General features: G+C 71.4%; 19 protein-coding genes and 1 pseudogene. 19 read left to right on the top strand and 1 reads right to left on the bottom strand.

What is annotated here, in order from left to right; genetic code table 11:
* Window positions 1–76 precede the first annotated feature (76 nt).
* From NQO67_RS35935 to NQO67_RS35920, 4 genes are all read left to right on the top strand, one after another.
* Window positions 77–1273 carry a helix-turn-helix domain-containing protein gene (locus NQO67_RS35935; protein ID WP_255954642.1) on the top strand — a complete coding sequence of 399 codons (1197 nt, stop codon included), beginning with the start codon at window positions 77–79 and terminating at the stop codon, window positions 1271–1273.
* Between the two features lie 80 nt (window positions 1274–1353).
* Complete coding sequence (locus NQO67_RS35930; protein ID WP_255954641.1) at window positions 1354–1695, top strand: DUF6415 family natural product biosynthesis protein; 342 nt, start codon at window positions 1354–1356, stop codon at window positions 1693–1695.
* A gap of 31 nt (window positions 1696–1726) precedes the next feature.
* The gene (locus tag NQO67_RS35925) at window positions 1727–1858 is read left to right on the top strand and encodes a hypothetical protein (protein ID WP_255954640.1); all 132 of its coding nucleotides are present in this window, start codon (window positions 1727–1729) and stop codon (window positions 1856–1858) included.
* Between the two features lie 387 nt (window positions 1859–2245).
* Window positions 2246–3211, top strand: a complete 966-nt coding sequence (locus NQO67_RS35920; protein ID WP_255954639.1) for a substrate-binding periplasmic protein — start codon at window positions 2246–2248, stop codon at window positions 3209–3211.
* Between the two features lie 24 nt (window positions 3212–3235).
* Here the strand turns inward: NQO67_RS35920 and NQO67_RS35915 are convergent, their stop codons facing one another.
* Window positions 3236–3673 carry a hypothetical protein gene (locus NQO67_RS35915; protein WP_255954638.1) on the bottom strand — a complete coding sequence of 146 codons (438 nt, stop codon included), beginning with the start codon at window positions 3671–3673 and terminating at the stop codon, window positions 3236–3238.
* A 189-nt stretch (window positions 3674–3862) separates the two neighbouring features.
* On the opposite strand from NQO67_RS35915, the pseudogene NQO67_RS35910 reads away from it, so the two are divergent.
* The 15 genes and pseudogenes from NQO67_RS35910 to NQO67_RS35840 all read left to right on the top strand — a co-directional run.
* Window positions 3863–4240 (top strand): annotated as a pseudogene (locus tag NQO67_RS35910) (hypothetical protein); the annotation flags it as partial.
* Window positions 4238–4849: an NUDIX domain-containing protein gene (locus NQO67_RS35905; RefSeq protein WP_308295729.1), complete on the top strand. Its 612-nt coding sequence runs from the start codon at window positions 4238–4240 to the stop codon at window positions 4847–4849. The pseudogene NQO67_RS35910 and the gene NQO67_RS35905, both read left to right, overlap by 3 nt.
* A gap of 156 nt (window positions 4850–5005) precedes the next feature.
* Complete coding sequence (locus tag NQO67_RS35900; RefSeq protein WP_255954637.1) at window positions 5006–6034, top strand: LuxR C-terminal-related transcriptional regulator; 1029 nt, start codon at window positions 5006–5008, stop codon at window positions 6032–6034.
* 312 nt (window positions 6035–6346) lie between these two features.
* Entirely contained in the window at window positions 6347–6682 is a 336-nt protein-coding gene (locus NQO67_RS35895; protein ID WP_255954636.1) for a hypothetical protein, read from the top strand.
* Between the two features lie 398 nt (window positions 6683–7080).
* Complete coding sequence (locus NQO67_RS35890) at window positions 7081–7917, top strand: MerR family transcriptional regulator (RefSeq protein WP_255954635.1); 837 nt, start codon at window positions 7081–7083, stop codon at window positions 7915–7917.
* A 335-nt stretch (window positions 7918–8252) separates the two neighbouring features.
* Window positions 8253–9497 carry an AMP-binding protein gene (locus NQO67_RS35885; protein WP_255954634.1) on the top strand — a complete coding sequence of 415 codons (1245 nt, stop codon included), beginning with the start codon at window positions 8253–8255 and terminating at the stop codon, window positions 9495–9497.
* Between the two features lie 129 nt (window positions 9498–9626).
* Window positions 9627–10649 carry a pyridoxal phosphate-dependent aminotransferase gene (locus NQO67_RS35880; RefSeq protein WP_255954633.1) on the top strand — a complete coding sequence of 341 codons (1023 nt, stop codon included), beginning with the start codon at window positions 9627–9629 and terminating at the stop codon, window positions 10647–10649.
* Complete coding sequence (locus NQO67_RS35875) at window positions 10646–12628, top strand: alpha/beta hydrolase family protein (protein ID WP_255954632.1); 1983 nt, start codon at window positions 10646–10648, stop codon at window positions 12626–12628. The genes NQO67_RS35880 and NQO67_RS35875 overlap by 4 nt, the downstream gene beginning before the upstream one ends.
* Window positions 12603–13865 carry a tetratricopeptide repeat protein gene (locus NQO67_RS35870; protein ID WP_255954631.1) on the top strand — a complete coding sequence of 421 codons (1263 nt, stop codon included), beginning with the start codon at window positions 12603–12605 and terminating at the stop codon, window positions 13863–13865. Before NQO67_RS35875 ends, NQO67_RS35870 begins: the two co-directional genes overlap by 26 nt.
* A 167-nt stretch (window positions 13866–14032) precedes the next feature.
* Entirely contained in the window at window positions 14033–14908 is an 876-nt protein-coding gene (locus tag NQO67_RS35865) for a TauD/TfdA family dioxygenase (RefSeq protein WP_255954630.1), read from the top strand.
* 32 nt (window positions 14909–14940) lie between these two features.
* Window positions 14941–15189, top strand: coding sequence for a hypothetical protein (locus NQO67_RS35860; RefSeq protein WP_255954629.1), 249 nt, complete (start codon window positions 14941–14943; stop codon window positions 15187–15189).
* A gap of 129 nt (window positions 15190–15318) precedes the next feature.
* Window positions 15319–16374, top strand: a complete 1056-nt coding sequence (pyrB, locus tag NQO67_RS35855; protein ID WP_255954628.1) for an aspartate carbamoyltransferase — start codon at window positions 15319–15321, stop codon at window positions 16372–16374.
* 144 nt (window positions 16375–16518) lie between these two features.
* Window positions 16519–17805, top strand: a complete 1287-nt coding sequence (locus NQO67_RS35850) for an MFS transporter (protein WP_255954627.1) — start codon at window positions 16519–16521, stop codon at window positions 17803–17805.
* On the top strand, window positions 17771–19033 hold the full coding sequence (locus NQO67_RS35845) for an ATP-grasp domain-containing protein (RefSeq protein ID WP_255954626.1): 1263 nt from the start codon (window positions 17771–17773) through the stop codon (window positions 19031–19033). The genes NQO67_RS35850 and NQO67_RS35845 overlap by 35 nt, the downstream gene beginning before the upstream one ends.
* Before the next feature lie 70 nt (window positions 19034–19103).
* Window positions 19104–20450 carry a cation:proton antiporter gene (locus NQO67_RS35840; protein WP_255954625.1) on the top strand — a complete coding sequence of 449 codons (1347 nt, stop codon included), beginning with the start codon at window positions 19104–19106 and terminating at the stop codon, window positions 20448–20450.
* Window positions 20451–20621: the final 171 nt, after the last annotated feature.

Raw genomic sequence — 20621 nt, 5'->3', positions numbered from 1 at the left:
TTGCGAGGGGGCGAGGGTACGGTGGACGGACCACCTTCTGGCGGGGGCAGCCGTGAACGCTTCGTTGGATTCGGGCATGGGCGACCGCATCGCCGCACTCAGGTACCGGCGCGGTCTCACCCAGGAACAACTCGCCGAGCGAGCCCAGGTCTCCGTGGACGTCGTGCGCAAGCTCGAGCAGGGCCGGCGGAAGACGGCACGCCTCGTCACCGTCAACGCGCTCGCCCACGCCCTCGACACCGAGCCCAGCCACCTGGTGGGGCAGCCCACCACCTTCGAGGTGCGCAACGCGAACACGGAGGAGTCGCCGTCGGTCCTCGCGCTGCGCGGCGCCATCTCGCCGGTGGGCGATCTGCTCGACGGCGAACCGGACCCCGAGGACCCGCCGGACATCCACCAGTTGCGGGAATCGCTGCGTTCGACGGAGACGATCCGCCGAGACGGCCGGATGGCCGAGGTGGGCGTCCTGCTGCCGCCCCTGATCCGTGACGCGCGTGCCGTCGTGCACGCCTCCACGGGCAGCGAACGTGCCGCCGCCAACTCCGTCCTCGCGGTGGCCTACCAGGTCGCTGCGGTCACGCTGACGGGGCTCGGCAAGGAAGACGCGGCGTTCACCGCCATGGAGCGCTCACTGTCCGCGGTCCGGGACGGCGACGACCCCGACCTCGAAGCCATGGCCGCCTCCACGCTCTCCTACGTCCTCGCCAAACAGGGGCGTCTCGCCGACGCCGAGCGCGTCGCCCTCGAACACGCCGAACGCGTCGAACCGGGCTTCCGCGGCACCTCGAAGGACCTGGGCCTGTGGGGCATCCTGCTGCTGCGCGCGGCCACCGCGGCCGTCCGGCGCCGCAAGCACGACCAGGTACTCAGCCTCCTCCGCCTGGCCAAGGGTGCGGCGGAGACGATGGACAAGGACCTGCTGCTGTACGCGACCCCCTTCGGGCCCACCAACGCCGCAGTGGCCCGAGTCAACTTCCTCGTGGAGATGGAGCACGCGGACGAGGCCGTGCGCGCGGCGCGCACCATCCCCGACCTCGGCTCCCTGCCGCCGACCTGGCGGGCCCGCCTCCACGTCGACCGGGCCCTGGCCCACAGCGACATGAACAAGGACCAGGCGGCCGTCAACGCCCTGCTGGTGGCCGAGCGGGACGCCCCGGAATGGATGCGCCACCACTCCACATCCCGACGTCTGGTGGACGAACTGCGGGGGCGTGCCCGCCGTCCGGACGCTCCGGTCCACGGCCTCGCGGACCGCTTGGGTCTGCTGGGGTAGGGCACGTTGTCCTACCCGGTTCGCAGACTGGGACGGCTCGTCACTGTGATGTAGTCACTCCGCTCCGTAGCGTGATCGACGTGACCATCACCACGCGGGACATCGCGCGCATGCGCATCGCCGCGAACGAGTTGCTGACCGCCGACGGGCCCCTCCCACGCTTCGACGACCTCGCCGAGGCGGCCAGTGGCCTGCGGACGCACCTCCACGACCTGATCCCCGCCCTGGAGGCCGCGGCTCGGGCGCAGCCCGACGCGTCCGCACTGGTCGCCGTCCAGAACGCCCGCGCATGTCTGGCCGCAGGGCCGGGCCCCGGTCTCGTCTCGGCCACCCGACACGCCCGGAGTCTCGCCCGCGAGCTGCGGGCGCTGTGCGGGCACTACGAGACGTTGACCGCCGCCCGCGTCCAGAAGCCGGTGTGACCCCTCCGCGGCACCGAACGGTGCCGGAATCGTGCTGCCGTCCCTCGCGGTGGACCCCCTCACCTACGCGGAATCCCACCCGCGTCCCCTGCTCGACCTGGGCCGCTGCAACCTCACGACGGCACGCAGGCTCACCGAGGCACTCGAGCCCGGGCGGGCGTGACGCTCGCTCCGGCGGCGCGCACCGCACCCACGAGTCGCACCGCGGCCGGCGTCTTTTCCCGAGGCGGAAACCTGCTGGCGTGCCGTGCGGACCCGTCTGCATGCTGCTCCGGTCCGTGCCGCCCTCGCCTGCGTGAGCACAGCGGGACGCGACACGCTTCCATCGAGTTCTGCCGGTCGTGTCTGGTTCCACGTGTACCTCGCCGGCTATGCAGCCGGCGTCCCCCGCCGCACCGTGGCCTGCGGTTTTTCGCGTGCGGGAAACCCGCTGGCGCCCGGTGGGGGCTCATCGTGCACGCTGACCCGGTCCGTGCCGCCGTTGCGCGCATGAGCGCGGCGGGACCGCGGCACGCGTCAATCGAGAGCGAGAGGGCGGGGGATGAGCCCGATGACCGGGAACCGGAAGATCGTGGGCGGCGGCCTGGCAGCGCTGGCCCTGCTGCTGACGGCGGCGTGCGGAAGCGGCTCCGACGGCGGGGGGAGCGATCAGTCGAACGACGGGGGGAAAGGCGGAACAGCCGCATCCGGGTCCCCGTCGGCCTCGCCGACCCACGCGCCGGCCAAGCCGATGGCGAAGATGCCGGCCGGCACGGACGCGGGGCTGAAGATCAAGGGCAGGCTCACGGTCTGCCAGGGCCCGGCGGGAGCGCCCTTCTTCGAGGGGACCGACAGCACCGGGTCGGCCGCGGGCGGAACCACCCACGAGAAGGGGTTCGACGTCGACCTGCTCACCCTGGTGGGCGAACGGATCGGCGCGGTGCCCGTCATCAGCGGCTACAACGACGAGATGCACATGATCGACGGCACGGCGCTGAAGCAGGGCGTGTGCGACATCGTCGGCGGTGTGGCACCCGACAGCCCCGCCTCGTTCCCCGAGATGTCCTTCAGCGTGTCGTACTTCACCAAGGACCAGGCCATCCTCTCGAAGCAGGGCGCTCACTACACCTCGCTCGACGCGCTCGCCGGCAAGCGGGTGGGCGCCTCGGAGAACGACACCGGTCAGCCGGACGCCCTCGACACGTACAACAGCACGCACAGCAAGAAGATCAAGGTCACCCGGAGCCGCATGCCGGAGGAGTTCTACGGGCAGTTGCGCATGAACCAGATGGACGCCGTGGTCACCAGCAACGCCCGGGCCATGAACATCGTCGCCGAGCACCCCGACTGGGGCATGACGGCCAGCGGCGAGTTCGGCGACCGCTTCCAGGCCCGCTTCGCCGTGCGCAAGGACAACACCGCCCTGCTCAAGCAGATCGACGCGGCGCTGGCGGACGCGGGCGGCAACGGGCAGTACGCGAAGGCGTACCGCACCTGGTTCGGCGGCGAGCCGGCGTCGGTGCCGAAGGGCGAGTGACGTCCGCTCGCCGTCCCCCCGACGTCAGCCCGCCGCGGCGCCCAGCACGATCACGCCGAGTGCGATGAGCGCCGCGACCTTGGCGACCTCCAGCGCGATGTAGTACAGGTGCGCCCGGGAGCGCGGTAGCTCCTCGCCGGCCAGGACGCGGTCGGAGCGCCGGTTGAGGCCGGGGCGGACCACGCCCAGTTGGGCGGCGAGCAGGGCGGCGGACAGTGCGGTGAGCACGACGACGGCCGTGCTCGGGCCGCCGGCCGCGACGAGCCCGAGCACGGCGACGGCGAAGGCGGCCTCACAGATGTTGAGCGCGCGGAAGACGAGCCGGCCGATGCCCAGCCCGACGGGGACGGTGACGCCCGGTGCGCGGAACTTCAGCGGTGCCTCCAGGAAGGAGATCGCCAGCACCATCCCCAGCCATACGAAGATCACCGCACCGGCTACGGCTGCCGTGGTCCCGTTCATCGTCCGTATTCACCCTCTTCTGTCCCGTCTGCGTTCGGTACGTGTTGATCGTTGCCGTTGTGACGCTACTTGACTGTTTCTGGTCGTCCCTGACCGCCTCTCCCGTCATAATGGCCCTTGGTCTGAACCGGCCGTAAAGGAGGGGCGATGACCGAAGGAGCCGGAGCCGGGGGCCTCGTGCCCGGCGGTGTGCGGAAGGACGGCGGGCCGGGGGGCGGTGGGCCGGAGGATGCGGTCCCGCGGGTGCTGGCGGACGTACGGGAGCTGGTCGAGAGCACCGACGAAGGATCCGCCGGCGCCCTGTGGAAGCTGGCCGAGTCCGGGCGGCAGCTCGATGCCAACGTCGTCCACCTGCCCCCTGGTCGGGGCGTGGACCCGCACGCCGAACCCCTCCTCGACGTCATGCTGCTGGTCCTCGGTGGCGACGGCACCCTCGCCACCGTCGACGGTCCCCAGCGCCTCACCGAGGGCACCCTGCTGTGGCTTCCGCACGGTGCGCGACGCGCGCTGACCGCGGGCGAACGGGGGCTGTACTACCTGACCGTGCACCGGCGCCGGCCCGGCATGTTCCCCCACCGCCTGAAGGGCGTGGGTGGGGGCACCTCCCACGCCCGTGGAGAGCAGTGGGGGAGTACCCCCAGCCGTCGTGCGGCCGAGCCGGCCGCGGCGACCCTCGACCCGGCCGTTTCGGAAGCGCTTCCCCGGGCGGGTGAGCGGCCGACGGCCCTGGTCAAGGCCCGGATGCTCTTCACCGACAGCCGTGGCCGGGTGCTGCTGGTGCGGCTCCAGCCGGTGGGGGAGCGCCCCTGGGGGCTGCCCGGCGGCACCGTCGAGACCGGGTCGGAGAGCCCGCGTGCGGCGGCCGTCCGGGAGACGGCGGAGGAGCTCGGGCTGGACTGCACGCCGGGGCGGCTGCTGAGCGTGGACTGGGTGACGCGCCCGGACGACCGGCCGCGTGTGGTGCACGTCTTCGACGGCGGACGGCTGGCGGACCACCGGCTGGCGCGCATCCGGCTGGACGAGGACGAGCTGGCCGAGTGGCGGATGTGTCCGCCGGGAGAGGCCGAGGAACTGCTCACCGACGCGGGGTGGGGCCAGCTGAAGGAGTCCCTGGCGGCGCTGACGTCGGGGACCGGTCCGGTGGAGTTGGTGGACGGGGTGCCGCCGGGCGCTTGACCGCCTCGCGGCGGCCTCCGATGCCACCGATCACCTGCCGCCGATCACCGCTCATCACGCCTTTTGGCCGGAACATTACATTCCTTGTCTACCATCCGATGAGGAGCTGCGTGATCTTGATCTTCACCGGTTGGACCGGCGAGAGGGCTGGGGGCTATGGGCGCGGCGCACGGCGACATGGGTGGACAGGAGCCGGGTCTGCTGGCGGCTCTGCTGGGGCAGCGGGGCCGTCTGCTGGACATCTATCGCACGGTGGTGACCCGCCCCGGCTGGGGCACCGCCGAGATCGCGCACCAACTGCACATGACCGAATCCGATGTGCACGACTGTCTGGACGAGTTGGCGGAGCTGTCCATGCTCTTCTATCCGTCCGACTACACGGCGACGCCCGTCGCGCTCAGCCCGGAGGTCGGTCTGACCGCGCTGCTGAACCAGCGTGAGAGGGAGATCTGCACCCAGCAGGCCCAGCTCGCGGGGGCTCGCGCGGAGGCCGCCGAACTCGTGGCGGCCTACTCCGCGCACCGCGGGCAGTGGGGCAACCTCGGCCTGGAGCAACTCGACGACCTCGCCTCGGTACGGGCCCGGCTGTCCGAACTGGCCGTGCAGGCACGCGAGGAACTGCTGTCGTTCGCACCGGGCGGCGCGCAGAGCCAGGAGGCCATGGAGGCCAGCCGGCCGCTGGACGAGAAGAGCCTGGCGTCGGGCGTCCGCATCCGGACGCTCTACCTCGACAGCGTCCGCAACGACCGGGCCAGCACCGAGTACGCCCGCTGGTTAGCCGGCCTCGGAGGCGAGATACGCACCATCCCCTCGCTTCCGGTGCGCATGCTCGTCGTGGACCGTTCGGTGGCGGTGCTGCCCGCCGACCCCAAGGACAGTCGCGCCGGCGCCGTCGTGCTGCACGCCCCCGGCGTACTGGCCGCCCTGGTGCACCTCTTCGAGATGACCTGGCAGCGGGGCCACCCCCTGGACGGGGCGCGGCCGTCGGCCCCCGACGAGCCGACGGCGCAAGAGCTGGAACTGCTGAGGCTGCTGGAGCTGGGCAGCACGGACGAGGTCGCCGCCCGGCGGCTCGGCGTCTCGCTGCGCACGGTGCGGCGGATGATGGCCGAACTCATGGGACGGCTGGGCGCCCGCAGCCGCTTCGAGGCCGGGGTGCTCGCGGCACGGGCCGGCTGGATGTAACGGCGCCGAAGGCGCCGGTTGAGGGGCGCGGGGCTGTGTCGATATGCGGCTCCGCCGCGCGGGCGCGAGCAACCATCCACCGGCATGGGGGTACCTCCCGCTCGAGCGAAGCCGAGAGTGGGGGAGGTCCGGTCACGACAGGAACAGCCCCTTCGGGCAGGTGACGACCCGCAGGGTCGCGTCGTGGCTGGACGCGCAGTTCCCCGCACCCCTACGGGCGCCCCGCGCCTGCCGTGGCCGTCTGGTGCCATGGCAGTTAGCGGCCTTGGGACGGCCGACGTACCGGATCTCGCCGTGCCACCATGTGCTGCCATGTACGCGATCCACATCCGGCTTGCCGTCCCCGAGCGGGACCCGCTGGACATCCACGACATCGCGCGAGAGCTGTCCGGCACCCCGGACTGTCTGTTGCAGCATGTCTACGCGCCTGGATCCCGGGGCAACGGGCATCGTGGCGTGCTCTACGTCGCAGGTTCGTCCGTGGTGGCCGCGGGCGAGGGGGTGCTGGCGGCGGTGCGCAGAGCGATCGGGGGACGCCGGATGCAGGCCGATCTGGTGACGTCCACCGATCCGCGGACCGTCGGGCTCTGCGATGCCACGGTCCGGGTGACGCATCTGCCGGTGACCGCGAAGGCCGACCAGGCCTGAATGGCACCTTGATGCCGGGGCACCTTGAGGCCAGCGGAACGGGTGGAGATGGCGCCAGACGGTGTGTCACCGTAGAGATGCGGCGTGCGGGTGGATTTCAGGTAACGAGAAATCATACGGAGCCCCCTGCCTCCGTGAGTCCTGAATCACGGTTCCAGGAACACCAGCCATACTCATGAAGAGGATCTCCATGTCTATGCGCTTCCCGATTCCGTTCGTCGGTCCCACGGCGGAGATCGAGACGCTGCTGATCACCACTGTGACGGAACGGTCGGATCCGTTTGGGCTCGGTATGGCGGAGCCACACCGCCGGGCCACTTCCTTCAGCTGGGGTTGGGATTAATCGCAGCACCGCTTTCCCGCTTCCCCCGACCACCGACTCCGCGCCTGAGGAAACCATGTCCCACGCTTTAGGCGACAGTTCTTGCCCTGCGCCGAAGTGCACCACCGGTCCCCAACGCGCCACACCGACGACGTGGCACACCCGCTCCCCGAAACTGTGCCGGAGGTGTCGCGCCGACCTTGCCGCGACCCTCACGGAACTGCCCCGGCTGCACCGCGAGATCGGCTACCTGCTGGAGCCGGCGACCACCCCGCGCGGGGAACGCGTCAGCGGCACCCGGCGGCTCGGGCCCGTGTTCGACGAGGAGGCCTCCGCGGTCCGTGCGCTGATGACCGGGGTGCTCGCCTCCTGGGCGGGGACGCTCACCCGGCTGCTGCCGGGCCCGGCGCCGGAGCGCGCGGTCGGGCCGCTGGCCATGTTCCTCCTCCGCCACCTGGACCTGCTGGTCGTCCATCCGGCGGCGGCCGAACTGGCGGAGGAGATGCGCGCCCTGATCACCCGGGCCCGGCGCGTCGTCCAGCGGCACCCCGCAGGCCACGTCACGCTCGGACCCTGTCCGCGCACCGGCTGCGGGAGCACCGTGGAGGCCTCGGTGGCGGACGCGGACGTGGGCGCCGGCACGGACGGTGCACCGACCGGTGACGTGCGCTGCGGCGCCGGCCACACCTGGCCGGCCCGGCAGTGGCTGGCGCTGCGCCACACCCTCACCCGCGACGCACCGGAGACCGCTCCAGCCCGCCGGACCCTGCCCACCAGACTGGCGGCCCAGGCCGTGGGCGTCTCCGAGGCGACCGTCCGCAAATGGGCGAGCCGCGGCAAGCTGACCCGGTACGGAAGCCATTCCCGTGCCGAGTACGACGTCGAGGAGCTGGCTGCCCTGGCGACCGGATAACCCGTTTTCGGTAAGGCAAGAGAAGACTCCCCCAAGGCTTTGTTCAGCGATTTCAATGCGCTGGGCAAGGCCCTTTGGGCGTTTCTCGGAATTGCTGAGGGTCGCCGAGGGTCGAAATCGTCTGCTTTCCCTGATGTTTGACACCGCGACATGAAGATGTCACGCTCTTGCCGACGGAAGAAGTGCGCCCAATACGCGGCCTGCGGCTCCTCTCCTCGATGTGCGCGGTCCATCGAGACGTCCCGGTCGTCGCCTTTCCGCCCCGGCCGCCCATTCGCCTTTCACGCCACGTGCCGCATGCAGCCACCTGTCAGCCCCTCAAGAAGGCAGGGTTCATGGTCATTGACTCGGACGATGTCATCGCGAACTCGATAGAGGAAGTCCGCCGTGTGCAGCAGGCCTGGGAGGAGAGCCGCCGCAGCGTCTCCCCTTCCGGCGCACACGCGGAATTCGTGGCACACATACGTCGCACCGTCGCCTTCTACCGCGCCCTGGACCCGGCAGCCGAGCTGCCGCTCGTGAGCCGTGCCGACCACCAGGCGGACGGTGACCGGTTCCGGTCGCGTGACACCTCCGGTCCCGTCCACCGGCTGTCCTCCAGCGGCACCACGGGGCAGCCGCTCGAGGTCACCCTGGACGCGGCCGCCTGGTACGCCGTCAACTACCACTTCTTCGCGCAGATCCGGGACCTGGCGGGGCTGCCCGACGACGCCTTCCGGCGCGGCCGGCCCGCCGTCCTCTTCGTCAGCAACAAACCGGGCCGGCCCAGCTTCGTCCGCCCTCTGCCCTCCTTGAACGACGGGCTCTACCTGCGCCTGCAACTCCCCGAGTCACCGCAGGCCACCCTCGCGCTCCTGCACAAGTTCCGGGCACCCGTCCTGTACGGCAAGCCGACGTACCTGCTCGACCTGCGGGCGGCGCTCCTCAGCCAGGGAGCGGACCAGGCGCCCTGGCGACCGCGGCTGCTCCTGGTCAGCGGGGAGCCGCTGCACCCCGACGACCGCAACCGGCTCACCGGCTACTTCGGCGCACCCGTGGTGGACGCACTCGCCTCGACCGAAGGCGGCCTGATCGCGGCGACCGCCCCCGACGAGACGACGTACCGCGTCCTGGCCGAGAACGTGCGGCTCGAAGTGCTTGACGACGCCGGCCGGACCGGACCGTCAGGGCGGGGCGAGCTGGTGCTCACCAACCTGGTGAACCGCAGCACCGTCTTCGCCCGGTACCGCACCGGCGACCTCGCGGAGCTGGCGACCGCGGCGGACGGCTCGCAGCGGCTGCTGCGGCTGCGCGGCCGGGAACCGGAGACGGTCTGCTTCCGCACCGGAAAGCTGCCCGCCGACGACGTGCTGCGGGCCATCGGCCACCTCCCCGGACTCGCCGACTTCCAGTTCGTCCTGAACGACCGGCGGCGCACCCTGCTGCGCTGGTCGGCGGAGGCGTCCTGCGCCGAGCCCGCGGCCCTGGCGAGCACGCTGCGCCGGCGGATGTCCGACCTGCTGCCCGGCGAGGAGATCGAGCTCCAGGAGTGTGCGCGCATCACCCCGCCGGGCGGGAAGAAGCGGCGGTTCCAGCTCTGAGCCGACCCGCCGCGGTGCCGGCTGCGGGCCCGACCCGTGGCGGTGCCGGTTCCGAGCCGACCCGTGGCGGCGCCGGCTGCGGGCCCACCATCCAGCCCCTCCACCCCCGTACCTAGGCGGAAGACTCTGATGACTCTGAATCTGACGTGGACCGGCAACCACTTCCTGGACGCCCGTGAGCAGGCCGACCTGATGAGAGCGGCCACCGCGGCCACGGACATCACCACCAGGGCCGACGTCTGGAGCCGCGACGTCGCCGCCGCCGTGTCCGCGTACTTCGACGTGCCCGCGGAGTTCGTGCGCGTCGGCGCAGGAGCCACCCAGCTCATCGACATCCTGCTGCGCTGCGCCTACCAGGGCCTGGTCGTCGACGTCACCCCCAACTTCCACCTCACCGCGACCGTCTCCCGGCAACAGGGCTGGAACTACCAGGAGGTGCCGGTACGCGAACCCGGCGAGCTGCTCACCGCGCTCGACCCGTACCTGGACCGGCCCGAGGCGATCATCGTGCTGTGCTCGCCGCGCAATCCGCTCGGCTACCAGTTCGACGTGCGGGACATCGCCGCGCTCCTGGAGCGTGCCCGTGGCCTGGTGGTGCTCGACGAGGTGTACGCCGACTTCGCGCCCGACACGGCGCTGCGCCTGGCGTCCACGTTCCCGAACCTCGTGGTGATGCGGACGTTCTCCAAGGCCTGGGGGCTGGCGAACCTGCGTATCGGGTTCGCCGTCTCCCAGGCGTTCGCCCGGGAGGACTTCCCGTTCTTCCTGATGCCGAACAGCGTCGCCGGCGTGGCCCAGCAGACCGCGCTACGGCTGCTGGCCGGCCCCGACGCCGTGCGCGACAGCATCGACCGGACGATCACATGCCGGCAGAACCTGGTGGCGGGCCTGGAGAAGATCGACGGGCTGCGGGTCTGGCCCTCGGACGCCAACTACCTCTGCCTGGAGAGCCCGCACGCGGCCGAGATCGTCGCTGAGCTGCACGAGGCCGGCTACCGCACCCGGCTCGTGCACGACCTCAGGAACTACCCCGCCGACTGGCCGCAGGGCGTACGGATCAGCGTGCCGCCCGAGCCCGACGTCGACACCATCGTGGCCTGCGTCGCCCGGGTCCACGCGGCGGCCGGCGGCCGGCCCCTGGCACAACCGTGACAGCGCCGCAGGAGGTCAACGGGCCGCCGACGCTCAGCGCCGACGGCCGGTTCGCCAGCTGGCTGAGCAGCGGTGCGGCGGCCCCCCGGCTCGTGCTGTACGACCTGGCCCAGCGGCGCGAGGTGCGTCGTGCGCACGTCGACGCGGCCCGATGTCGCGCCTTCACCTGGACCCACCTGCCCGGCCTCGGTCTGGCCGAGGCGGACGCCGACGGGACCGAGAGCCGGGCCCTCTTCCTGGTCCGGGTCGCCTCCGGCGAATGGCTCCGGCTCGGCGACGCCTCGACGACCCGGATGCGCATCGTCCAACTCTCCGACCGGCGGCCCGACGACGTCGTGGTCGGCGTCGCCGGCCAGGACCCGGCCCACCGCGACTACTTGCGGATCTCGCTGCACACCGGCGAGGCGACCGCGGTGCTGCGGGACTCCGCACACGCGGCCGTGTACTTCGACCGCGCCCTGCACCCCAGGCTGACCGAGACCGTGCGGGAGGACGGCTCGCGTGAGCTGCGGCACGTCCCGCCGCCAGGCCGGCAGACCGGCGACCGCTACCTGGACATCCCGCACGGGCAGGCGCTCACCACGCGGTTCCTGCGCTTCGGCGCCGACCCGGCCACGCTGTACATGGTGCTGTCGGCCGGCCCGGACGGCGTCCAGCTCGCCGAGCTCGACTGCCGTGCGGGGGAGCCGGCGGGCGCGCCACGACCGCTGCACCTGATCGAGGGCGGCGGGGACTACGCGGACATCCTGTTCGACGAGGCCACCGGCGCCCCCGACCTCCTGCACGTCGAGCGGGCCCGGCTGAGCTGCGTCCCGCTGAACGAGCAGGGCGCGGACGCGGTCGACCGGCTGCGCCGGGCGCTCGGCACCGAACCCGCGGTGCTGGAGCGCCGGGCCGGCAGCTGGCTGGTCGCCGCGCACCGCCCGGAGCGCGACGTGCACTACGCGGTCCACGACGCGGAGCGCGGCGAGACCTGGCCGCTCAGCCGGGCGCGCCCCGGACAGCGACCGCTGCCCGTGGAGTGCCGGCCGGCCCGGGTGCCGCTCCGGGACGGCGGCCACGCCGTCACCTACGTCACCCGGGGAACCCGGGCGTGGCGCGCGGGCGGGGCGGGCCCGGCCGTGCTGCTGGTGCACGGCGGGCCCTGGCGGCGCAGCCGCTGGCAGTACGCCGAGCGGCGGGCCTGGCTGGCGGCGCACGGCCACACCGTGATCGAGCCCAACTTCCGAGGCTCCACCGGCTTCGGCTCCGCCTGGATCAACGCAGCGGACCGGCAGTGGGGCGCCGCCATGCAGGACGACCTGGAGGACGCCCTGGACTGGGCGGTGGCCGAAGGCCACGCCGACCCGGACCGGATCGCCCTGCTGGGCGGCAGCTACGGCGGGTACGCGGTGCTCCAGATGGCCGCGACCACCCGGCGCAAGCTGGCCTGCGTCGTGGCGACGTCGCCGCTGACCGATCTCGTGCGGTTCCTCCAGGAGCCGCCGGCCTTCTGGCGGACGGCGACCCCGATGCTGCACCGCAGGGTCGGCAACCCCGCCGTGCCCGAGGAGCGGGCGGCCCTCGCGGCGGCCTCGCCGGTGAACCACCCGGAGGGCTTCCGGTGCCCCGTGCTGCTCGCGCACGGCGCCCATGACAGCCGGGTGCCGGCCGAGATGGCGACCCGGATGTTCATGGCCCTGGCCCAGGCCGACCGCGACGCCACCCTCGCCCTCTTCCCCGACGAGGGCCACGAGGTGGTGAGCACCGGCAACCGCGCCGCACTGGACGCGCTGCTGGCCGGCTACCTGGACCGCTGGCTGGGGCAGACCGCTGAGCCGCCGACTCCGGCGACTCCGGCGGTGCCGGGCGAGCATGCGCAGGCCACACCACCGGACACCACGATGAAGCTTTTCGACTCACCACGCGCCGCCCGTCGCAAGGCGGTCGATACGCCGAATTCTGGAGCGCACCATGGCACTTCACCTGACCGGCAGTAACGCCCTTCTGCTGCTGACCCCCAAGACGGGCAGCACCTGGATCCGCCGCAAGGTCAAGGAACTCGGCCTCGCCTTCACGGAGGTGGGGGACCCGGCGATGCGCGAGCACGACCTGCTCGCCGACTTCGACCGTTCCCGGTACGGCGTGATCGGCGCCTTCGTACGCGACCCGCTGGAGTGGTACCGCTCGTACTGGTCCTACCGGATGGAGAAGGGCTGGCGACCGCAGTACCCGTTGGACGAGCACTGCGAGAGCGACGACTTCGAGACCTTCGTGCGCCGCGCGGTGACCACGCTCCCGGGTGCCCTGGGCAACATCTACACCTCGTACGTGGGCGCCCCGGACGAGGAGGTCGACTTCGTCGGCAGGCAGGAGAACCTCCAGGAGGACTTCGCCCGCTTCCTGGAACTCGCCGGTGAGAAGTTCGACCGGTCGGTGCTCGCCGAGGGGAGCCGGATCAACGCGACCACGATCCGGCCGGACTACTCGGAGGAGCTCAAGGAGCTGATCACCCTCTCCGAGTGGGACACGATGCGGCGCTTCGGCTACCTCGCCGGACGGCCCGACCCGATCGCCCTGGCCGAGATCCAGGAACGCTACCCGCAGGACGCCAACGACCTGCGGCTGCTCTCGCTGTGGACCGAGAAGATCCACTGGGCGCCGGACGACAAGAAGAGGGCGGCGGGCCGCCCCGTCCCCGCCGACACCCGGTACGCCCGGGTGCACAGCAACTTCGCCCTGTTCGCCGAGCACAAGAAGCAGGACCCGGAGTACGCCGGCGGGCGTTTCCGGGAGGCCCTGCGCCTGGACCCCGCGCACCCGCGCACCCTGTGCAACTACGCGCTCCACGTATGGCAGCACGAGAACGACACCGACCGGACCCGCCAGCTGATGCTGCGCGCGCTGGCCGTCCGCCCCAACCACCCCTACACGCTCGGCAAGCTCGCCCGGCTGACCGCCCAGCGGAACGGCGACCCGGAGCTGGCGGAGGTCTTCTACCGGCAGAGCCTGGCGGCCAACGAAGGCCAACTCGATGTGCGGATCGAGTTCGCCAACTTCCTTGCCGGGCGGGGGCGGACGGCGGAGGCGCTGGTGCTTCTTCGGCCGCAGGCCGAAAGGGCGGGGGCGGATCGGTTGACACTCCTTACGCATGCGTCGTTGCTGGCGCGGGCGGGGCGGCTTGAGGAGGCGCGGGACTTCCAGCGGCGGGCGGCGGGGGCGGCTGCCGCCGCCTAACGCGACTGCGGGGGTCTGGCCGGTGACGAGCTGACGGTTCGTCGTGGCTGGTCGCGCCCGCGCGGCGGAGCCGCAAATCGACACAGCTCCGCGCCCCTTGATGGCGCCTTCGGCGCCCCCCAACCGCGCCCCAACACACTCACCCTCACACGCCAAGGAGGCGACGGATGATGCACGTGGACAGCCAACTGGGCCGGGTCATCCAGGACGAACACATCGACGCCGGCGGCAAGCCGGTCGAACAAGTCGCGGCCGAGGCGCGCGTGACCATGGAGAAGAACCGGATCTGCCTGGTACGCGGCTTCCCGCTCGACCCGGACCGGTATCTCGCCTTCCTCGGTCGGTTCGGGGAGCCGCTGACGAACTACTCCTCGCTGAGCGCCCTGGAGAAGACCGACCCGCACCCGCAGATCAACCGGGTCAAGTACAAGAAGAAGGTCACCGGCGCGCAGTCGGTGCACTACGTCGCCGGGGGGCTGCGGCCGCACACGGCGCGCTCCTGGCGCGCCCCGCGCCCCGAGTGCTTCGCGATGCTGATGGTCGAGCCGGGCTGGCGGGACGCGCCGGCCGGTGAGCGCGGCGAGTCCGTGGTGCTCAGCTGGAACGACCTCTTCACCCGGCTCGCCGAGCGGGACGGCCAGGTGTTCCAGGACCACTTCGCCAGGCTGTCGGGCACGCCGATCACGTTCCAGGCGAACAACGTCCGCGAGGAGCTCAGCAGCCAGCCGCTGCTCTACCCGCTGGACGACGCCACGGGACCGTACGACGTCGGCGTCCGGCTCAAGCAGGACCTGCGCGACAAGATCGAGGGGATCAGGGACCAGATCCCGGAGTTCGACGCGTACCGGACGTCCCTGCACTACCTGCTGGACAACAGCGACGACGACCGGTTCTTCGCCTGCTTCCCGATGGAGAGCGGCGATCTGCTGCTGCTCGACAACCACCGCTTCGCGCACGGCCGACGCAAGATCGTCGGCGAGTACGTCGTCGACGGCGAGGCCCGCACGAACAACCGTGAGCTGTGGAGCGTCACGGTCCAGTAAGAGCCACCCCCATCAGGAAGGAGACCGACCACATGAGCAGTACCGAGGACACCTCCCCCGACACGTCCACCGACACCGCGGCGGCACCGTCGGGTGCCGGCGACGAGCAGGCCGACCTGGCCGCCGTCTGCGCCGAGCTCCAGGGCGAGCTGGACAGCCTGATCAGCGGTTCCCAGGACAACGCGGCAGCCCAGTCCCTGGACACCGCCGTGGCCTCGCTCAAGGAGGTCGAGCAACGCAACGTCTCGTCGGTCCAGTTGGTCGCGCTGGCCGCCGGCTGACCCGCCCGTGCCACATCCGCCCCGTGCGTTGCCGACGGCGGGGCGGAACCGGCGGGTGTCGCACCCGGACCGCTTACACTGGCGGCGCTTTTGCCCGCATCCCGGTACCCGAAGGAAGTCGATTCCGCCATGTCACTCACCGGAAGGCACGTCCTCTCCAGCGACCTCTTCGGCAGGGACGAGCTGGAGCGGCTCTTCACACTGGCGGACCTGCTGACGCCGGTGTCACGCGGCCGCAAGGTGACCCGGGTGCTGGAGGGCGCCGTCATGGCCAGCCTCTTCTTCGAGGCCAGCACCCGTACCAGGCTCAGCTGCGAGTCCGCGTTCCTGCGGCTGGGCGGCGGCGTGATCAGCAGCACCGGCGTGGAGATCATGTCCATCGCCAAGGGCGAGTCGCTCGCCGACACCAGCCGGGTGGTCAGCGGGTACTGCGACCTCATCGTGATGCGGCACCCCCTGGAGAGTGCCGTGCACGAGTTCGCAGCGGCCACCAACGTCCCCGTGATCAACGGCGGCAACGGCGCCGGAGAGCACCCGACCCAGGCGCTCCTCGACATGTTCACCCTGCACCGGGAGTTCAGCAGGACCGGGCGCACCCTGGACGGCCGCCGGATCGCCCTGGTCGGCGACCTGCGGCACGGGCGCACGGTGCACTCGCTGATGAAACTGGTCACCCGCTACGAGAACCTGACCATCGTCTGCGTCGCGCCCGAGCCGCTGGGGATGCCCGTCGGACTGCTGGAGCTGGCCGAGAGCCGGGGGCACCGGGTGCAGGTGAGCGAGCAGCCGGAGACCGGCCTGAAGGACGCCGACCTGGTGTACGCCACCCGGCTCCAGACGGAGCGCTTCGCGGACCAGCCGTTGCCGTACAGCGATGCCTTCCGCATCGACAAGGCGCTGGTCAGCCGGGTGTGCCGGGAGGACGCGGTGATCATGCACCCGCTGCCACGGGACAGCCGAGCCGCTTCCAACGACCTGTCGACGGACCTCGACGAGGACCCCCGGCTGGCGATCTTCCGGCAGACCGACGCCGGTATCCCGATGCGGATGGCGCTGTTCGCCTCGGTGCTCGGCGTCGCCGACACGATCGCCGACTCGCTGCGCCCGGCGGCCTGGTACCGCCCGGACTACACGGGCCCGCACGACGCCCCGTTCTACCGGAACGTCGGAACGAACAATCGCTGAACAACACGACACGCGGCAGTCGGAGAGCGTCGAAGCGGGCCGGTGGTCACCGGCCCAGCTCGGCGCTCTCGGTCTGCGGCGCCCTTTCGCAGCGCCGGGATCGACAGCGCCGGGGCTCGTGGCGCCGGGGTGGAGAGGAAGTTCATGAACGGTGCACCACAGGGCCAGACCCAGCCGCAGACGCAGCCGCGCGGTGGAGACTTCGTCGTGTACCGGAACCCGCTCGTTTCGGTCACCATGGCCGGCACCTTCTTCCTGAAGCTGGTGGCCTTCCTCTGCGTACCGTTCATGACGATCTACCTGAGCAAGAACGTCGACGCCCCGGCGTACGTCATCGGCATCATCGTCGGGCTCAACCAGATCGGGTCGCTCAGCGCGGGCTTCTTCAGCGGTGTCCTCGCGGACCGGGTGGGCAAGCGCCGGGTGCTGCTCGTGGGCCTGTTCGGCAGCTCCGCGGTCTTCCTGCTCTACTACCTGGTGTCGGGGCTCCTCCAGGGGTCACCGGCGCTGCCCGTGCTGTTCGGCGTGCTGAACACCTGCTACGGCGTGATGTCGGCGTTCTTCTGGCCGATCACCCAGGTGCTGATGGCCGACAGCCTGCCCAAGGAGCGCCGCCCGGTGGTGTTCCGGCACCGCTACATGCTGACCAACCTCGCCATCGGCGTCGGGCCGCCGGTGGGCGCGTTCCTCGGGATCGCGTCCGCCCGTGCCGCGTTCGTCATATCGGGCAGCTGCTTCCTGGTCTTCGCGGTCTCGTTCTGGTGGCTCACCCGGGGGACCAGCTTCGGGCGGTCCGACGAGCCGGCCACCCGGCGCAGCTTTCTCGGGGCGATCAAGGTGCTCGGCGCCGACCGGATGTTCCGCGGGCTGACGCTCTCGATGATCCTGTTCACCCTGGCGTACTGCCAGATCGAGTCGAACCTGTCCGTGATCGTCAGCCGCGGGTTCACCGACGGGGTGCGGTTCTTCTCCGTGCTGCTCACGGTGAACGCGGTCTCGGTCATCGTCCTGCAACCCGTCGCGTCGTTCATCGCCAAGCGCGTGGGGGAGCGCAGGGCGCTGCTGCTGGGCGACGCCCTGTTCACGCTGGTGTGCCTGCTCTTCTTCTTCGTCGGGTTCGGCAAGGCGGCGCTGGTCACGCTCATCGTGCTGATCAGCATGGCCGAGGTGCTGGTGGTGCCCACGGCCAGCGTGGTGGTCGACGAGCTGGCGCCCGACACCATGCGCGCCACCTACTTCGGTGCCGCCACGCTGCGCAACCTCGGTTTCGGTACCGGACCGGCCGTGGGCGGCCTGGTGCTGGCCCTCTTCCCCAGCACGGTGCTCTTCGTCTTCATGGGCCTGTGCGGCGTGGCTGCCTGGACCGTCGTCCACTTCACTCTCAAGGAGAAATCCGGTGCGGATACTGGTCCTTCACCAGAACCTGTTTGACCGGCTCGGCTACGAGAAGGTCATCGATCACTCGGTGCACGAGGTCACCTACGCCGGCGCACCCGAATACCTCGCCAACATCCCCGAGCACATCCGGTGCGAGACGTATCCGTGGGACCCGGCGCAGCCGGTCGTCGCACAGCTGCGGCCCCTGCTCGCCGCCCGGCCGCCCTACGACCGGGTCATCGCCCGGCACGAGGAGCTGATCACCCCGGCGGCCGAGCTGCGGGCCGAGTTCGGCATCCCCGGCATGCAGCCGGAGGTGGCGTGCAACTTCCGCGACAAGGTCGCGATGAAGCACACGCTGGACGCCGCCGGGTTCCGGGTGCCGAAGTACCTGTCGCTGGACTCCCTCGACCACCTCGACGCGGGCCGGGTGCCCTGGCGGGGCAGGACGATCGTCAAACCGCGTGACGGGCGCGGCAGCCAGGGCGTGGTGCTGCTGGACTCGGTCGAGGCGGCGGTGGACTTCGTGCGGGCCCAGGAGGCCGCGGCGGGCGCCGCGTTCCGCGACCGCCACGAACTGGAGGAGTACGTCGAGGGCCCGATCCTGCACATCGACGGCTTCCTCTTCGAGGGCGAGGTGGCCGTCGTCCAGGCCTCCGAGTACGTCGGGACCACGTTCCACTTCAACCACGGCGAGCCGCTGGGCTCCTTCCAGGTCGACGAACCCGACCTGGCCGACTGGGCCGTCGGGTGCGTCCGTGCGCTGGGCGGCGAGACGCTCACGTTCCACCTGGAGGCGATCAGGTCGGCGGAAGGACCCGTGTTCCTGGAGGTCGCCGCGCGCTGCGGGGGCGGCAACATCGTGCGCTGCACCGAGCTGCGCACCGGCGCCTACCTGCACACCCTCGACATGGCGTCGGACATCGAGGGGGCCCTGGCCACCCGGTTCATCGGCCCGGCGCGCACCGACCTGTGCCACGGCTGGTTCCTCTTCCCCGGCCATGTGTACGACGGTGCCCGGGTCACCGTGCAGGTGCCCGACGGTGTCCTGGACGAGCCGATCGTCGTCAGCCACCGGCTGCGGGACCCGAACGCCGCGACGCCGCTCAGCCACTCGTTCCGCCCGGAGCACCTGCCGCTGTCCGGCGTGGTCGCGGCCGTCGACCCGGCGGAGGTCGAGGGCTGGATCCGCCGGCTGTTCGCGATCACCACCGTCAGCACCCGCCCGGTCGGCGCCGACGCACTCGGCGGAACGGACCGTGCGCCGGCACCCTCCCGCTGAGCCAGCAGTGGGACGGCACCACCCGTAACCCCGGGCCCGGCCGGCCCCGTCACCCAGCACTGGAGGAGCGATGTCCGACCTCGACCTGTTCAAACTCCTGACCGGGATCGTGGCGCTCCTGGTGTCCGCGCACCTCTTAGGTCGGGTGTTCGCCCGCTGCCGCATGCCCCCGGTGATCGGTGAGATCGCCGGGGGTCTGCTTTTCGGGCCCTCGCTCTTCGGGGTGCTCGCGCCGCGCGCGCAGGCCTGGCTCTTCCCGGCGACCGGGCCGGCCGCTTCAGGACTCGTGCTGATCTACCAACTCGGCACGCTGCTGCTGATGTTCCTCGCCGGAACCCAGATGCGCGCGGTCTTCTCCCGGCGGGACGGGCGCACCGTGGGCCTGGTCGCCGTCGTCGGCATGGCGGTCCCGTTCGCCGCCGGGCTGTTGCTCGCGCCGGTCATCGACCTGTCGGAGCTGATGGGCCGGGCCGGCGACCGGGGCGCGCTGACGCTGGTGCTGGCCTGCGCCGTGGCGATCACCAGCATCCCGGTGATCTCCCGGATCATGCTCGACCTGGGCATCCTCGGCACCGACTTCGCCCGTGTCGTCCTCTCCGTGGCCGTCCTGGAGGACATCGCCCTCAATGTCGTCATCGCGATCGCCCTCGGCATGGCGGGCGGCGCGGGACACGACGCGTTCGGGGCGGCGGCCCTGCTCGGGATCGGCTCCGGGAACGCCCGCGTCGTCTACCACGCGGCGGTCTCGCTCGGCTTCTTCGGCCTGCTGGCGGCGGCCGGCCTGCTGGCCCGGCGCCTCCTCGCCGCACGCGGGCGAACCGCCGCCGACCTGCGGTCAGGCCCCGTCGCCGTGCAGCTCTCCCTGGTCCTCGCCGCGGCGGCGCTCTGCATCTTCCTCGGCGTCACGCCGATGTACGGGGCCTTCGTGGTCGGCCTGGTCATGGGCTGGGGCCGGGACGCGATGGGCGTCGGGAGCGAGCCGTCGCAGGCGGTCAACACCTTCGCGACCCACTTCTTCATCCCGGTGTACTTCGCCGTGGTCGGCCTGCGTCTCGACCTCGTCCACTCCTTCGCCCCGCTGCTCACCGTGGCGTTCATCGCCTTCGCCTGCGTGGTCAAGGCGGGCAGCGTGTACGCGGGCGCGCGCTGGGCGGGCTGCGCGCCCGTGAAGTCCCTCAACCTCGCCGTGGCCATGAACGCCCGGGGCGGCCCCGGCATCGTGCTCGCCACGCTGTCGTACGACGCCGGCATCGTCAACGCGACCCTGTTCACCACCTTGGTGCTGACCGCCGTCATCACGTCGCTGATGGCGGGCAACTGGCTGGAGACGGCGATCAGACGGGGGTTGCTGGAGCGGACGCCGTTGCTTACCGCAACGGGGTCCGGCTCGCCTGCGGTCGAGCCGGACGCGGCCTGAGCCCCTTTGGGCCGAGCCCTTTTGAGCCGGTGGCACCCTGACGGACCGTCGTGGCCGGTCGCGCCCGCGCGGCGGAGCCGCAAATCGACACAGTCCTGCGCCCCTTCTTGCGCGGCTTCGCCGCGATCCGCCAACCCCCGTAGTCCGAATCGCCGGGACCCCGGCAACCGT

Origin of the sequence: Streptomyces odontomachi (genome assembly GCF_024435355.1) — a bacterium.
Taxonomy (GTDB): Bacteria; Actinomycetota; Actinomycetes; order Streptomycetales; family Streptomycetaceae; genus Streptomyces; species Streptomyces odontomachi.
Note: the sequence above shows the minus strand (reverse complement) of the source record. Positions and strands in the feature narration are given on the sequence as shown.

Coding starts and splice junctions, on each gene's coding strand:
- NQO67_RS35935 (WP_255954642.1), top strand. CDS start 77: ATGGGCGACCGCATCGCCGCACTCAGGTACCGGCGCGGTCTCACCCAG.
- NQO67_RS35920 (WP_255954639.1), top strand. CDS start 2,246: ATGACCGGGAACCGGAAGATCGTGGGCGGCGGCCTGGCAGCGCTGGCC.
- NQO67_RS35915 (WP_255954638.1), bottom strand. CDS start 3,673: ATGAACGGGACCACGGCAGCCGTAGCCGGTGCGGTGATCTTCGTATGG.
- NQO67_RS35905 (WP_308295729.1), top strand. CDS start 4,238: ATGTTCCCCCACCGCCTGAAGGGCGTGGGTGGGGGCACCTCCCACGCC.
- NQO67_RS35900 (WP_255954637.1), top strand. CDS start 5,006: ATGGGCGCGGCGCACGGCGACATGGGTGGACAGGAGCCGGGTCTGCTG.
- NQO67_RS35895 (WP_255954636.1), top strand. CDS start 6,347: ATGTACGCGATCCACATCCGGCTTGCCGTCCCCGAGCGGGACCCGCTG.
- NQO67_RS35890 (WP_255954635.1), top strand. CDS start 7,081: ATGTCCCACGCTTTAGGCGACAGTTCTTGCCCTGCGCCGAAGTGCACC.
- NQO67_RS35885 (WP_255954634.1), top strand. CDS start 8,253: ATGGTCATTGACTCGGACGATGTCATCGCGAACTCGATAGAGGAAGTC.
- NQO67_RS35880 (WP_255954633.1), top strand. CDS start 9,627: ATGACTCTGAATCTGACGTGGACCGGCAACCACTTCCTGGACGCCCGT.
- NQO67_RS35870 (WP_255954631.1), top strand. CDS start 12,603: ATGGCACTTCACCTGACCGGCAGTAACGCCCTTCTGCTGCTGACCCCC.
- NQO67_RS35865 (WP_255954630.1), top strand. CDS start 14,033: ATGATGCACGTGGACAGCCAACTGGGCCGGGTCATCCAGGACGAACAC.
- NQO67_RS35860 (WP_255954629.1), top strand. CDS start 14,941: ATGAGCAGTACCGAGGACACCTCCCCCGACACGTCCACCGACACCGCG.
- pyrB (WP_255954628.1), top strand. CDS start 15,319: ATGTCACTCACCGGAAGGCACGTCCTCTCCAGCGACCTCTTCGGCAGG.
- NQO67_RS35850 (WP_255954627.1), top strand. CDS start 16,519: ATGAACGGTGCACCACAGGGCCAGACCCAGCCGCAGACGCAGCCGCGC.
- NQO67_RS35840 (WP_255954625.1), top strand. CDS start 19,104: ATGTCCGACCTCGACCTGTTCAAACTCCTGACCGGGATCGTGGCGCTC.